Source organism: Synechococcus sp. H55.7 (genome assembly GCF_047462395.1).
Classification (GTDB): Bacteria; Cyanobacteriota; Cyanobacteriia; order Thermostichales; family Thermostichaceae; genus Thermostichus.
In genome coordinates this window covers 70,316-83,645 of sequence record NZ_JANSJD010000013.1, presented here as the reverse complement: position 1 = coordinate 83,645, position 13,330 = coordinate 70,316, and the positions used below count along the sequence as shown (strand labels likewise).

The window sequence follows — 13,330 nt, the reverse complement described above, 5'->3', positions numbered from 1 at the left end:
ATACATCCAGAATCAGTCAGAGGGTGCTATCCATCCCCACCGTATAGACGGTGGGGAATTCCGCACCTTACGTTAAGCCACAAGATCACCCCGACCTAGGGCAAGATGGAGCGGCGCTCCGTCACGCGGTCGCTCTGCTGCTGGCGATCCGGGCTGACGGCCCAAGCCTCGAAGATCAGCTCGGGGACGCCAGGAGGGATCGTCAGGCGGGTGAGGGCTTGCCACTGCCCTTGGTCGTCGCGGGAGAAGTCCAGCAACCAACGGGGCCCATCCACCAAAGAGCGGGTGCGGCCATGCTTCACCCAAAACTTGATCCAAAAAGGAGCTTGATGGGGCGATCCGGCAGGGTCGGCCATGGGGGGCAAGCGCAACACCACATCGAAGTTGTCTCCGGCTCGGAGTTGCTCCGGCACCACCAGTTGAGGAGTGGGACAAAGCGAGTTTGAGGACTCCGTTCCGCTTACGCGACCAGAGCCCTCCGGGATCCCAGCCCGTGCCTGCGTTGGCAGGACGGACTCTAGGCAGGGTGGCTCAGCTTGGGCAGGTGAGGGAGGCAACTCTGCCGTCTCCGCTGGGGACTCCGTCCAAGGGTCGCGAACAGACAGAGGTTGAGCAGATTGCAGGGGATCGTCCTCGGGAGAGGGGGTCTCGCGCTCCCGTCGCAGGGTGGAGTCTTCTTCTGGGGCGCTGTGCTGCCAGATGCGCAACAACTTTTGCAGGGTGCGTTCCGGAGACAGCAAGGTTGGCGTCGGGGCGGGACTGCTGCTTGCAGCTTGGGGGGAGGCTTCCCGCAACTGTGGGATCCCCGAAGAGGAGGCAGGCAGCTCTCCACCTTGGCTTCGGCAGCGGATGGAAAAAGGAATGGTCAAGGGTTGCCGGTTGGGATCCCCCCACGAGGAAGGGGTGAGGCGCAGTTCTCCCTGCAAAGGCTGGAGCCAAGCGTGGCTCGGCAGAGTGATGGGGATGCTGAACACCGCCGTCCGAGCTTCTGCCGGAAATTGGATCAGCCGTTGCCCTTGGAAAATTGGGTTCTCTCCCCCTTCTTGCCAAACCCGTACCCGTAGCTCGCCGCTGCAGCCGATCCGCCCCGTCAACACCAGCACCTCATCGGGGGATCCCTCCAATTCGCTGTGCATCAGGGAAAACAGCTCTGGTGGGACGGCAGCCGCTTTGGTCTGGGCAGAGGGTTCGGGCCCCGTTGGCTGGGCCGCCAAAGGTGCTGCGGGTTCCGGCTGAGCCGAGACGGGCACAACCTGGAAACGCAGGCAGTTGTTCAGCTCTGTCTCACCGAACAGCTCGGCGATCAAATCGGCATCGCGACAGTGCAATTCCCAAAAGCCAGGGGTGAGGTGGGTGGCCGGCAAAATGATGCCGATCCCTTCCTCGTTGGTGCGCACTGAACGGGTTTGGATTTGCGCAGGAGTGGCAGCAGTGGATCCTGGATTCTGTCGGACTTCCACCGTAATGGTGAAGTGGGGCTGGGGGGAACGGGCAACGATGGTGTAGGTGTCCTCTTCTAGAACGGCCCCCTCGGCTGGTACCGGCTGCCACTCTTCTTGGCCGTTGCGCCGCACCCAAAAACTCAACATCGCTCATCACCTCTGGGACGCCAAATACTTCACCAGGTCAGCTTGCAAGAGGGTTTGCTGCTGCCCCGTGGGCAAGTGCTTGAGCTGCACTTCTCCGGCCCCAGCTTCTGCATCTCCCAGCACAACAGCCCAAGTGGCGCCGCCGCGGCTGGCCCGTTTGAACTGCTTGCTGAAGGCGCTGCCGCTGAGATCCAGCTCGGTGCAAAAACCGGCCTGGCGCAGGGCTTGGGCAATTTGAAGGGATTGAGCCTCGGCTTTGGCTCCGCGGGAGATCACGTAGATGTCCAGCGGCCTTACCACCCCCTCTGGCTGCTTCTTTTGCAACAGCAACACCAGCCGCTCCAGGCCAATGGCCCAGCCCACCGCCGGGGTGGGAGGGCCGCCCAGCTCTTCCACCAGGCCGTCGTAGCGACCGCCCCCGCAGACGGTGCTCTGGGATCCCAGCTCCGGCGAGATGATCTCAAAGGCGGTGTGGGTGTAGTAGTCCAAGCCGCGCACCAGGTAGGGATCCAGCTCAAAGGGGATGTCTAGGGCTTGGAGATGGGCCTGCACTTGCTCAAAGAAGGCCCGCGAGTCGGCGCTGAGGTAATCCGGCAGCTTGGGGGCCCTCTCGGCAATGGCACGGGTGCGGAGATCCTTGCTATCCAGGATGCGCAGCGGGTTGCGGCCAAGGCGCTCCTGCGAGTCGGGATCCAGCTCCTCCTTCAGGGGGGTGAGGTAGTCCACCAAGGCTTGGCGGTAGGCCCGCCGATCCTGCGGATCCCCAAGGGAGTTGAGCCGCAAGGTGAGGTTCTCCGCCCCCACCGCCCGCAGCAGATCCCAGGCCAAGGCGATGACCTCAGCATCGGCGCGGGGATCGCGGCTGCCCAGCAGCTCCACCCCCAACTGGTGGAACTGACGCTGCCGCCCCGCCTGGGGACGCTCGTAGCGAAACATGGGCCCACAGTACCAGAGGCGCTGCACATCGCCCGCCATCTGCAACCCGTGTTGGATGTAGGCCCGCACCACGCCGGCGGTGTTTTCGGGGCGCAGGCTCACCTCCTGCTCGCCGCGGGTGCTAAAGGAAAACATCTCCTTGCCCACCACGTCGGTGGCGCTGCCAATGCTACGGGCAAAGAGTTCCGTCAGCTCCAGAATCGGGGTGCGGATCTCCTGGTAGTTGGCCCGCCCCAAGATCTCGCGGGCGCTGGCCTCCACGCGCTGCCACAGCCTCACCTCCGGCGGCAGGATATCGCGGGTGCCCCGCACCGCCTGGATCATCTCCATGCCTGCTCTCCCTTTTTGGAGCCGCGCCAATGGCGATTGTTGTTATCCATCCATCAATTATCGACGACAGCGCTCCGCACTGCTAACAAGACAGGCTAAGCTCGCCCAGAGCGAGGATGCCGTTCGAGGAGCGGAAGCAGATCCCAGCCCAGGTAGGGGGTAGCAATTTGGCTGGCGGCAACAACAGCGGCGGTGGTGGCCCGCAAAATGGTGGGGCCGAGAGAGACCGGTACTCCCCCATGTTCCTCGGCCTGCCGACGTTCGGCAACTGTCCAGCCCCCCTCTGGGCCGATGGCCATAGCCAGGACGAGCTCCTTCTGCGGCATCCCCAGCTTCGGCAGGGCTTGCACCAGCAGGGGGACGTTCTCTCGAGCGACGGCTATACCCCACCAGTCGGCCCTGAGCTCGGCCAGCCAACTTGTCCAAGGGGTCGGGGGATCAACCTGGGGCCAGCGCAGCCGCTCACATTGTTCGGCGGCCTCCTGCACAATTTTCTGCCAGCGTTCCCGCCGGCCAGATCCCGGCTCCACCACGGTGCGCTCCGTCAGCAGAGGAGTAATGCGTGCTGCCCCCAGCTCGGTGACCTGGCGAAACACCTCATCAAACCCCGGCCCCTTGACCACCGCCAAGCCCAGATGCAGGTAAACGGGCAACTCCCGCGGCAGCGTCTCCACCTCGCCCGCAATTTGGGATCCCTGCGGCTGCCAATGGGCCAGCCACAGCTTGCCGGAGCCATCCAACACCAAGAACGGATCCCCCGGCTTGAGGCGGCGCACCCGCTGTAGGTAGTGCCGCTGCGGGCCGGTCAAATGCAGCCCACCAGCGGGATCCCGCTGCGCCGGGTCGATGGCCAGGCGGGGCAGGGAACTCAGGTCGTGCGTGCGTTCAGACAGCACCACTCCCCCCGTCGCCAGAGGGCTGCCACCACCCATTCATTGGCCTCCAACATCTCCGCCACCAACTTGGCCTGCTCGATGAGGATACCGCTGAGGATCAGCCATCCCCCCTTTTTCACCACCAGGCCAAACTCCGGGATCATATCCAAGATCACGTCCGTCAAGATGTTGCACACCAGCCCGTCCACCACCTCGGGAATATGCTCCAGGCTGCCTTGAGCCACCACAATGCGATCCGTCAGGCCGTTGAGATCCCGGTTCTGGAGCGTGGCCTGCACCGCCAGCGGGTCGATGTCTACCGCAAACACCCGCTTTGCCCCCAAAAGAGCCGCCGCCACCGACAAAATGCCCGAGCCACAGCCTACATCGGCCACCGTCACCGCCAGGGGATCCCCGCTCTCCAGGCGCATCTCCAAAGACTCCAGACAGAGCTGGGTGGTGGGGTGCGTGCCCGTGCCAAAGGCCATGCCCGGATCCAGCCGCAGCAAGAGACGACCGGGGTGGGGGGGTGGATCCAGCCAGGCCGGACAGATGAGCAGCTTGTCCCCGACCGGTTCAGGCTGCCAGTGCTGCTTCCAACTGTTGCTCCAATCCTCTGCCTCTATGCGTTCCCAGCGCAGTTTGGGAAGGGGCTGGCCGGCAACAAGGGCGTCTTGCCGCAGGCGCAGCGCCAGAGCCGCCAAATCCAGAAGCGTGGCGCGGAACCAGGGCAAATAGGCGTGAATGCTGATTCGATCTTCGCCGTAGGCCTGGCTGGCCATGCCCTGACAGCCAAAGCTCTCCAGCCGCCAAAAGATCTGATCCTCCTGGGCAGGGGCAGCAATGATGTTGAGATCCCACCAGGCCCCAGCCGGATCCGGCCCTTGGGCAGGCGAGAGCGGGCTGAGGTTGGCAACGGTCGTGCTCACTAGGGATCCCTTCAACAAACCTAAGGAAAACCGAAATGTTGGCTAACAGAATAGTGATCCAAGTCGCCAGCAGGCTAGCACTTAATACAGCACTCTACATCAGAAATTGGAGCCCTCCCCTCAATTCATCGTTTAGGCTTTAAGAGCCTGCCCCATTGTTCCTGGTTAATCTGGGATTTGAAGGCGCACGCTGTTGGCTCAGCAGCGACGCAGGGATGAACTCCCCCCAATTGGGGGATGGCCCTCAGCGGTTCCTTGGATGTCCAGCTCAGCCTTATGAGATAGATTAAATCAAAAAGTATTGAACAAGAATTGGGTACAGCGTTGACGTTCACTTCGAGCCCCAGTGATTTTACGGATAGATGGGGTTGGGTTAGGGCGTGTTGAGGAACGATGGAGAAGGAGCAATGCAGGTGGCAAGGCCGATGTCAACCGAGCAGTCAGCGCAGCAGCCGAAGGTGGCTCCTCTTGCCAGAGGGGAAAGGGCTGCCCATGAGGATCCCCAGCCGCTCAAAGTCAGCACTCACAAGGACTCCGTCCCGCTGACGCGAACGGCTCTCATGCAGCGCTTCAACCAGAGCTTTCCGCCTTTTTATAGCCAGTTTGTCAGCAGCGAGGTGCAGGCCCAAAATCTGCGCTTGGCCTATGCCCTCTACCAAACCCGCAAGGCCGTGGTACAGATGCAGGACGAGCGCGGCAAGACGGTGGTTTGTCTGGCCTATCGCAACCGACCTTCTCTGCTCAGCGACCTGTTTGGGGTGCTCACCGCTTTCAATCTTGCGGTGCATGGCATTCACCTTTACGGGCAGATCTACTCACCGCACTTGGTGTTTATCCGCGTCACCGTCTCCCGCGATGGCCACAGCCTTTCTGCCCAAACCAAGCTCAACCTAGAACGGGCTATTCACGAGTGCTTGGCAGGGGTGTTTCCCGTTCATGAAACTTTGGCGCTGGAGTTTGATCTCAAGGCCGGCTTGAAAGACACCCAGGTTTCTTTTTATTTTGACCCAGTGTTTCATCTGCCCACGCTGTTGGTGGATGTGGACAACCAGCCGGGCGTGTTTTACCGGGTGATGACCGCTCTAGCGCAGGAGGACTTGACTGTGGTTAACCTCAATCTGATGCTCCGCCGCAAACGGGCGCGCTTCATTTTCTACTTGCTGGGGCCGGATGCAACTCCAACCATGCCAGAGTTCCTAGGGCAAAAATTGGCGTTGAGCATCCGGCAGCGGCTGCAAGGGGATCCCGTCTAGAAAGGACTCCGTTCGAGTAGCGCGAACGGCACTAGATGGGCATAGGACTGGGGGGCAAGTCAAAAAGGACGGTGCTCATGTAGCGCTCGGCCCAGGCGGGGCCAAAAGCTTTTTCTAGAACGCGGCGGGTGCGGTCGTTTTGCTGTTGCTGGCTGCAGTAGCGCTGCTGCCCTTGGTAGTGGGCCAGGATCTGTGCGGGATCCGTCTGCGGGGGGAGCTGTTGCGCCAGCCGGCAGTGGATTTCCAGATAACGGCAGGCGAAATCCAAAAAGCGGTCGGCTTCCGCCTCATCGCCGGGCCGGATAAACAGACAGTAAGGGGAAAAAATCGTCCCCCACGGCGGCAACTGGCGCCGGTTTTGGAAAGGGGCGAGATGAGCTCCCAAAGCTTCCAGCTCTTGGACATAGGGATCCGGCAAAGTGGGGGTGACCGGCGAGAGATCGACGATGGCGGCGCTCACCTGGCCGCGGCCGGCCACAATATCACAGCCAAACAGCGGCAGCGGGTACTGCGGCTGCGGAAACATGACGCAGTGGAGAATATCCAGGCTTTGCCCGGCCTGGGCCAGCTCCAGGTGCAGCTTGCGAAAGGGATCCCCTTGGTAGCAGCGGTTTTCGATCTGCAATTTCTCCCCCTCTAGGCGGCCCTCCACATAGCCCAGATCCTCCGGCAGGGCATAGGGAGCCAAGGTGAGGTGGGATCCCCAGATCTCTAGGATCGCCTCGCAGAGACGCCGGATAAGGGGGTGCAGTTGGGTTTGCAGAGCAGGGGCGGTGAACATGGGAGCCAAGAAGACCGGTTAAGCGACAAGTCCTCGGAAGCCCCGCCGGGCCAATCCCCAAAGGTGCCTTCCTGAAACCCAGGTTTCAGTAAGCTGAGGTGGGACTTAACAAAGCAAGGGATCCCAGCCAGTCCAGGGCTGCCGGGGGCTTTGGCGGAGGTTGAGAGGGCCGGGTGCTGACCCTACCAGGCGTTGGCAGCGTTGAGCGCCATTGGATTGCTCGAAGACGGAAGGGGTGGGATTCGAACCCACGGTGACCTTGCAGTCACAACGCTTTTCGAGAGCGTCACAATCAACCACTCTGTCACCCTTCCAGTCTGCATAGGGCTTTACCATCTTAGCGGCAAACCGGATATCCTGCTCAAATCCCCCGCAGGATGCAGTTGATGGGAAAGTGCTCCGCACCGGCGGAGCCCAGATGAGATCATGAGGATATGGTTGCTCTATCCATTCACCACTTTCGCCAGGCCAAACAGGCGGGCCAACCCTTGGTGGCCCTTACGGCTGCCGACTACGCCACGGCTCGGATTTTGGATCAGGCCGGCATCGACTTGATCTTGGTGGGCGACAGCCTGGCCATGACCAACTTGGGGTATACCAGCACTCTGCCCCTGACCCTGGAACAGATGATCCACCACGCCCAGGCGGTGCGTCGCGGGGTGGAACGGGCCTTTTTGGTGGCCGACTTGCCCTTTTTGACCTATCAAGTCCACAAAGAACAAGCTCTCCTCTCGGCAGGGCGGCTGATGAAGGAGGCAGGGGTAAACGGGGTCAAGCTGGAGGGGGGCTACCCCGACATGGTGGAAACGGTGGCCTTTCTCGTACAGCGAGGGATCCCAGTTTTGGGCCATATCGGCCTCACCCCGCAGGCCAAACATCAACTGGGGGGCTATCGCCAGCAGGGCAAAACTACTCCAGAGGCCGAGCGCCTGCGGCAGGAAGCCCTCAGCCTGGAGCAAGCCGGAGCCTTTGCCCTGGTTCTGGAACACATGCCGGCGGAATTGGCTGCCCAAATCTCGGCCCAGGTGGGGATCCCGACCCTGGGTATTGGGGCCGGGCCAGCCTGCGACGGCCAGATTCTGGTCACCCACGACCTGCTGGGGCTGAGCGAGCGGATCCCACCTTTTGCCAAGGCTTATGCCAACTTGAGGCAGGCGATCCAAGAAGCAGTGGAAGCGTTCGCCGAGGATGTCCACAACAAAGCGTTTCCCCCCCCCTGAAGAGATCCCCTGCAAACTTGGGGCGGCCGCTGGCAGCCTCTGTCAGGGATCCCTCACCAGCACCGTCCCGCTCACCACAGCACTTTGCCCCAACCGGTCGAAGACCCGCAAACTGAGCAGGTAGGAGCCGGGCGTCAAGCTCAGGGGGGGGCGAATGCGGAAGCGGGTTGTACAGGACACCTCTCCAGACACACAATTGACTTGGGCTGCCGATAGCGTCTGAACCTCGATCCCCGACCAGGACACCTGAAACGCCAGCTCCGCCGGGATCCGACCCGGCACCGACACGGAAACCCCCAGCTCCAAAAAACCGCCCCGGCTGACTACAGACGGAATGTCGCTGCTGGTAATTAGAGGTGGCAGAGGAGTGTTGGCGGTGATCGCGTCGGCACCGCAACTAGCCAGGGTTGTCCCCAGCAAACCCAGCAGCAGTAGCCAAGGTTTGGATCCCAGCTTCATCACAAAGTTCAGCCCGAAAACTCATCTCCCCAGTATAGAAGCGGCGGCAACAGGCTTAGCGTCAGTTTTGGAAAAAGCTAAAAATTTACGCCACATATAGTGCCAAGCTGGATTTTCGCCCAGGCCATCTGCTACAGTAAGGCCCATAACCTGTCGAGCAGTGGTCATGGAAGGGGAAGAGGAGCTAAAGGCTTTGCGGGCGCGGGTGCGCAGCCTGGAGCGATCCCTGGCAGAATCGGAGGCGCTGTCGTTGCAGCAGATTGAGTGTACCCATCGCTTGGAACGTCAACTGCTGGAAGCGCAGGCCCAGATTCAAGAGCGGGATCAAGCTTTGCAGGCGTGTCAAGAAGAGCGAGAGCGGCTGGCACAACGTCCTACCCTAGAGGCTTTTCAACTGCAGCAACAGCACATCGAAGAACTGCAGAATCTCCTGTGGGAAATGGAGCGCCGTCCAACGCTGGAGCACTACCACATTCTGCAGCAGCAGTTGCAAACCAGCCAGACGGAAATCGAAACCCTCAAGACAGAATTGCAGCGGCGCGTCGATCCGGCCCGCTTTTACCAACTGCAGCAGGAGCTCCTAGAGCTGAAACAGCAGGCCGGCCAATTGGCGGAATACGCCGTCAAGTTGCCGCAGGTGCAGCTTTTACAAGCCCAATTGCAGCTCCGTGTACAAGAGCTGGAAGAGGAAAAGGCGCAGTTGCAGGCGCAAATCCAGGAGCTGGCCGGTCGGCCTTCTGCCCAGGAATTGGAAACCCTGCGGACGGAGCTGGAAGCTGCCCACCGCCAGGCCGAAGCGGAGTGGCAACGTCTGCAAACCCATCTGGAGGGCGAAAAAGCCCACCTCGAGGCCGAGCTGGCCACGGCCCGGCAGCAGATTTGCCAGTTGGAGGAACGCCCTACCCCGGAGCAGTGGGCGCGCCTGCAAGCGGAGCTGGAGCACCTGCGCCAACAAGCCTCTTTTGCCAAAGCGGAGCGGGCCACTCTCCTGGAAGAGTTACAGCAGAGCCAGCAGCGGCAGGCGGAGCAGGCCCAGCAAATTGCCAGGCTGGAAGCAGAACTCCAGGCCTTGCGCCAAGAGCCACCCTCGGCAGCAGCCCCGGTGGATCCCAGCGGCGAGGTAGAGCCTCTGCAGGCCCAGCGGATCCTAACCCTAGAAGAGCAGGTGCGGGCTCTCACCCGTGAGCTCGACGCCCTGCGGGCCGAGCGGGATCAGCTTATGCAAGAGCTGGACCAGCGACCCACCCGAGAAACCCTGGAGGAACTCCGGCGAGGGCGGGAACTGGCCGAGGCCCACCATCTGGTCAGCCAAAAACAGATCGAGAAGTTGCAGCAGCAGGTGATGGCTTTGAAAACCGAGTGTGTGCAGGCCCACGCCTACGCGCAAACTCAGGAAAAAGAGGTGGCCCTATTGCTGCAGCGTAACCAGGAGCTGGAGGAGCAACTGGCCGCCCTGCGGCAGTCGGCTCCCTCTCAACCTGCGGCTGTCGAGGCCAGGTCTGGCCGTCCGGTTGGTGCTGCGCACCGCTGGCCCGACCAGGAACGGGCGCCTGAGCAGCCTGCTCCCTCCCCAACCACCGTCCGCCCCACAACTGGGAGAACGCCCGCCGGCGGGATCCCGACTCTGACCCTCGAGGAACGGCAGGATCGGGCGGAAAAGCTCCTAAGACGCTCCGCCTTGGCCTCTGCACGGGCCGGGGGAGAAGGGGGTAGTCGCAGCCGCATCGAGTTGCCGGCTTTTGTGCAGCGGCGGCTCTACTGAGCGCTCCATTCTCGGGGATGCAGCGGCTCTCCCGCCTGAAAACGGGGCCAGGCCCAGCGCAGCAGGGATCCCAGTTGGGCATGGAATCGCTGCGGGGCAAATTGCAGGGCGTGGGCGCGAATCTGTTGCGGATCCCATTCCCGACGATCTGCCTGGCGCAGCCCTTCCACCAACGCTTCCACGCTAGCCTCGGGAACGAGGATCCCAGTTTGGCCGTGGACGACGGTCTCGCGGGTGCCGCCTCGGTCGAGAGCGACCACGGGGCGGCCACAGGCTTGTGCCTCCACCGGCACCAGGCCAAAATCTTCCTCCCACGGGAACAGCAGCACCCGGCAGTGGGCCAGCAGCTCCTGCAGACGGTCTTGGGGCTGGTGGGGTAAAAACTCGACTCGTGGCCCTGCCAGTTGCTGAAGTCGCGGCAGCTCCGGCCCTTCCCCCACGATCAGCAGGCGGCGGCCCAGCCGTTCACAGGCCGCAATGGCCAGATCCACCCGTTTGTAGGGCACCAACCGCCCCGCCACCAGGTCGTAGTCGGCTCTGGGATCCGCCACCGGCTCGAACCCCTGCAGCGGCACCGGCGGATAGATAACGACCGCCTCGCGGCGGTAGAGCTTGGCGATGCGGCGGCGGATGTGCTGCGAGTTGGCGATCAACAGATCTGGCCGTTGGGCCGCCACAAAATCCCACTGGCGCAAGCGGTGCAAAAGCCATTGGCTGATCGCATAAGTAGGACGTAGGGCCCGCATCCCCGCCCGTTCCAGGTAGAGTTCCCGGTTTTCCCAGAGATAGCGGGTGGGGCTGTGGATGTAGCTCAGGTGCAGCGTTGAGGCCCCTGTCAGGATCCCTTTGGCAAAGGCATGGCTGCTGGAGATCACACAGTCATAGGCGGAGAAATCGAAGCTCTCGTAGGCCAAGGGCATCCAGGGCAGCAGATACTTGAGGCGACCATGGTAGTTGCGGCGCAGCACCCCCAGCCACCTGGCCCAGCCCTGCAGAAAAGAAGTGTGAATCGACAGCTTCTGCCAAGTCGGCGGCAAAGTGTGAGCCGAAAAAAGGCTGACGTACAGAGGTGCCTGCGGAGCAAAGGTCAGCAGCTCCTGCAAAACCTTTTCCGATCCTCCTGGCCAGATCAGGTACTCGTGCACCAGCGCCAGGCGCTCAGGCCAGGCAGGATCCCGGCTTGGGAGAGTGGGGACGACGGCCACGGGAAGGGATAGGCACGGTCAGGACTTGACAAGACGGCGTTTTTGGCCAATCGGGCCGCTCACCTGCTTGGCTTTTTCGTCGATCCGCTCGTTGATATAGTTGTAAATTTCGCGGAAGCGAGGCAGGGCCCGCATCTCCAAGCGGCTGCCATCCTTGAGGGTGAGCACCATATCTCCCCAGACGCCCAAGCCCCGTGGCACGATGACCACCTTGGCGATCTCGCTGTAGATCACGTCAGAGCGCTCCTTGCCGCCCCAGCCGCCGATCACCGTGATGCGGCGACTGGTAATCCGGTAGTGTACCCAGAGCTTGCGCACCAGTGCTCCCACAAACAAAGGCAGGCCGACCAGCGTGGCCCCGATGAAGGAGTTCAACACCAAATCGCCACTGTGAGGGCCACCCTCAAAAAAAACCTCTTCTTTTATAGCCATGTCCAGCTCACTTGCTGCCCCGCGTCAACCCGAACGATCCTAAAAACAATCGTGACATTCTCCCGTCACCGACTGCAAGCGGTACGGCGCCGGCTTTCCCACGTCCCTGTTGGGCTTTTCCGGCCATTGCCAACGATGGAGTTTCCCTTAGCTGTCCCGGGGCACTTCCCAACCCGCCCAATCCCACCATTCGAGCCGCCGCCCGCCGGGTTGGCGAGCAGGGGAAGCAAGTAAACTACCCGCACTCTAGGCGTCAGCATGAGTGCGGGCTTTGGGTAGCCCCGCAGTTGGTAAACCAACGGCCCCTCACCCCCAGCCCCTCTCCCAGAGGGAGAGGGGAGCTGCGCGTTCGCGACAGCGTTGCGCGGCAGTAACGACGTAGAGAAAGGTTTCATTGCTATTTGAATGACTATGTAGTCTGGCTCAACCCCTTTGTTGGCCTAGCGTGCCAGGGGGAATGCCAGAGTCCAGGTATCTCGACGTTCACCGTTTGGGCAGAGCGCGGGACTTGGAGCTCCCCGCTGAACTCCTCGAAGGTTAAACAACAGGCGGAAAGCTCAGAAAGGGCAGGCGGGTGAGGATCCCTGGCACAGGGCCTACTTCCACTGGCAAGCCTTCGGCAGGCTCGAACTTGGTGCGCACATATCCCAATCCCAGGGATCCCGCTGCAGCGGGGCCGGCACTGGTCAGCAGCCCAATCTTTTCCCCCTGCCGCAAAATCGCTGTGCCGGGCAGGACTTCTCCTTGGACGCGGATCCCCCACAGAGTTTGGCGGATGCGTTTGTAGGTCACTTGCTTGGCCAAGACTTCCTGGCCGATGTAGCACCCTTTGGAGAGGGAAATGGCGTGCCACAGACCAGCTTCCAAGGGGTTGTAGTCGGGGGTGAGTTCTCGGTCGGCGGCGGGGCGACCGGCCTCCAGGCGCAGGACTTCCCAAAGTTCAGGTGGGGCCAGCTCCGCTCCGGCTTGGAGCAGGCGCTCGGCAAGGGCAGCTTTGTGTTCGCTAGCCCCCCAGAGGGTAAATCCCGGCTGGGCAAGGCCCGTGCCACAAGCCAGATGGACAGGGATCCCTTGGATCTCCACGCGGCGGTGCTCATAAGGTCTGGTTGGGATCCCTTCTGGGCCCACCACCTGCTCCAAGAGGGCCTGGCTCTGCGGGCCGATTAACCCAAAGCCAAAGGTCTGGTCGGTCTCATCTTCCAACTTTGCCCCCCGCACAAAGGGCAACAGACGCCCCAAATTCTGCATCAGCAGGCTGCGCCGCTGGGGTGAAGTCCAGATCCAGCAGTCTGCTTCTTCCACGTACACCGTTGCCAAATCCAGAATGCCGGCGGTGGAGGTCACGAAAACCGTATCCGCCCCTTGGCCGGGCTTAAGGGCTTTCAGATCTTGCGTGCTCTGGCTGTGCAAATAATCCAAGCCCGGGGATCCTTGCAGGCGCAGGCGGCCCCAGTCAGAGCGATCCAACAGCAGGGATCCCGTCCGTGTGACAGACATCGCTCACCCCAAAGATAGGATTTGGCTTTCTTTCCTACCCTAGAATAGGCTAGTTCACCCTA

12 protein-coding genes and 1 tRNA gene are annotated in these 13,330 nt (G+C 61.8%); 3 read left to right on the top strand and 10 right to left on the bottom strand.

Annotated features, from left to right (window positions below; genetic code table 11):
- Positions 1–95 precede the first annotated feature (95 nt).
- From NW851_RS08265 to prmA, 4 genes are all read right to left on the bottom strand, one after another.
- A complete protein-coding gene (locus NW851_RS08265) occupies positions 96–1,589 on the bottom strand; it encodes a hypothetical protein (RefSeq protein ID WP_414333603.1) in 1,494 nt (497 codons plus the stop codon).
- A 6-nt stretch (positions 1,590–1,595) separates the two neighbouring features.
- Entirely contained in the window at positions 1,596–2,855 is a 1,260-nt protein-coding gene (gene hisS, locus NW851_RS08260) for a histidine--tRNA ligase (protein WP_414337716.1), read from the bottom strand.
- A gap of 95 nt (positions 2,856–2,950) precedes the next feature.
- Positions 2,951–3,751: a 16S rRNA (uracil(1498)-N(3))-methyltransferase gene (locus NW851_RS08255; protein WP_414333607.1), complete on the bottom strand. Its 801-nt coding sequence runs from the start codon at positions 3,749–3,751 to the stop codon at positions 2,951–2,953.
- A complete protein-coding gene (prmA, locus tag NW851_RS08250; RefSeq protein ID WP_414337713.1) occupies positions 3,724–4,659 on the bottom strand; it encodes a 50S ribosomal protein L11 methyltransferase in 936 nt (311 codons plus the stop codon). The genes NW851_RS08255 and prmA overlap by 28 nt, the downstream gene beginning before the upstream one ends.
- A 425-nt stretch (positions 4,660–5,084) precedes the next feature.
- On the opposite strand from prmA, the gene NW851_RS08245 reads away from it, so the two are divergent.
- Entirely contained in the window at positions 5,085–5,912 is an 828-nt protein-coding gene (locus NW851_RS08245; protein ID WP_414337710.1) for a hypothetical protein, read from the top strand.
- A 31-nt stretch (positions 5,913–5,943) separates the two neighbouring features.
- Here the strand turns inward: NW851_RS08245 and NW851_RS08240 are convergent, their stop codons facing one another.
- Positions 5,944–6,693 (bottom strand): phycocyanobilin:ferredoxin oxidoreductase, encoded by a 750-nt coding sequence (locus NW851_RS08240; protein WP_414333613.1) that lies wholly within the window; start codon positions 6,691–6,693, stop codon positions 5,944–5,946.
- Positions 6,694–6,920: 227 nt separating this feature from the next.
- Positions 6,921–7,007 (bottom strand) — tRNA-Ser (locus NW851_RS08235).
- A 120-nt stretch (positions 7,008–7,127) separates the two neighbouring features.
- Here NW851_RS08235 and panB point away from each other — a divergent pair.
- Complete coding sequence (gene panB / locus NW851_RS08230; RefSeq protein ID WP_414333614.1) at positions 7,128–7,913, top strand: 3-methyl-2-oxobutanoate hydroxymethyltransferase; 786 nt, start codon at positions 7,128–7,130, stop codon at positions 7,911–7,913.
- Between the two features lie 42 nt (positions 7,914–7,955).
- Here panB and NW851_RS08225 read toward each other — a convergent pair whose 3' ends face one another.
- On the bottom strand, positions 7,956–8,372 hold the full coding sequence (locus NW851_RS08225; RefSeq protein WP_414333616.1) for a hypothetical protein: 417 nt from the start codon (positions 8,370–8,372) through the stop codon (positions 7,956–7,958).
- Positions 8,373–8,538: 166 nt separating this feature from the next.
- Here NW851_RS08225 and NW851_RS08220 point away from each other — a divergent pair, with 166 nt between their 5' ends.
- Complete coding sequence (locus tag NW851_RS08220; protein WP_414337705.1) at positions 8,539–10,134, top strand: hypothetical protein; 1,596 nt, start codon at positions 8,539–8,541, stop codon at positions 10,132–10,134.
- Here the strand turns inward: NW851_RS08220 and NW851_RS08215 are convergent.
- From NW851_RS08215 to NW851_RS08205, 3 genes are all read right to left on the bottom strand, one after another.
- The gene (locus tag NW851_RS08215; protein ID WP_414337703.1) at positions 10,128–11,339 is read right to left on the bottom strand and encodes a glycosyltransferase; all 1,212 of its coding nucleotides are present in this window, start codon (positions 11,337–11,339) and stop codon (positions 10,128–10,130) included. The genes NW851_RS08220 and NW851_RS08215 overlap by 7 nt on opposite strands.
- An 18-nt stretch (positions 11,340–11,357) precedes the next feature.
- Positions 11,358–11,771 carry a PH domain-containing protein gene (locus tag NW851_RS08210; RefSeq protein WP_414333622.1) on the bottom strand — a complete coding sequence of 138 codons (414 nt, stop codon included), beginning with the start codon at positions 11,769–11,771 and terminating at the stop codon, positions 11,358–11,360.
- Between the two features lie 537 nt (positions 11,772–12,308).
- Entirely contained in the window at positions 12,309–13,268 is a 960-nt protein-coding gene (locus tag NW851_RS08205; RefSeq protein WP_414333624.1) for a YgfZ/GcvT domain-containing protein, read from the bottom strand.
- Between the last annotated feature and the right edge of the window lie 62 nt (positions 13,269–13,330).

Excerpts from the sequence above, each read along its gene's own strand:
- NW851_RS08265 (WP_414333603.1), bottom strand. The coding sequence starts at position 1,589 with ATGTTGAGTTTTTGGGTGCGGCGCAACGGCCAAGAAGAGTGGCAGCCG.
- hisS (WP_414337716.1), bottom strand. The coding sequence starts at position 2,855 with ATGGAGATGATCCAGGCGGTGCGGGGCACCCGCGATATCCTGCCGCCG.
- NW851_RS08245 (WP_414337710.1), top strand. The coding sequence starts at position 5,085 with ATGTCAACCGAGCAGTCAGCGCAGCAGCCGAAGGTGGCTCCTCTTGCC.
- NW851_RS08240 (WP_414333613.1), bottom strand. The coding sequence starts at position 6,693 with ATGTTCACCGCCCCTGCTCTGCAAACCCAACTGCACCCCCTTATCCGG.
- panB (WP_414333614.1), top strand. The coding sequence starts at position 7,128 with ATGGTTGCTCTATCCATTCACCACTTTCGCCAGGCCAAACAGGCGGGC.
- NW851_RS08225 (WP_414333616.1), bottom strand. The coding sequence starts at position 8,372 with ATGAAGCTGGGATCCAAACCTTGGCTACTGCTGCTGGGTTTGCTGGGG.
- NW851_RS08220 (WP_414337705.1), top strand. The coding sequence starts at position 8,539 with ATGGAAGGGGAAGAGGAGCTAAAGGCTTTGCGGGCGCGGGTGCGCAGC.
- NW851_RS08210 (WP_414333622.1), bottom strand. The coding sequence starts at position 11,771 with ATGGCTATAAAAGAAGAGGTTTTTTTTGAGGGTGGCCCTCACAGTGGC.
- NW851_RS08205 (WP_414333624.1), bottom strand. The coding sequence starts at position 13,268 with ATGTCTGTCACACGGACGGGATCCCTGCTGTTGGATCGCTCTGACTGG.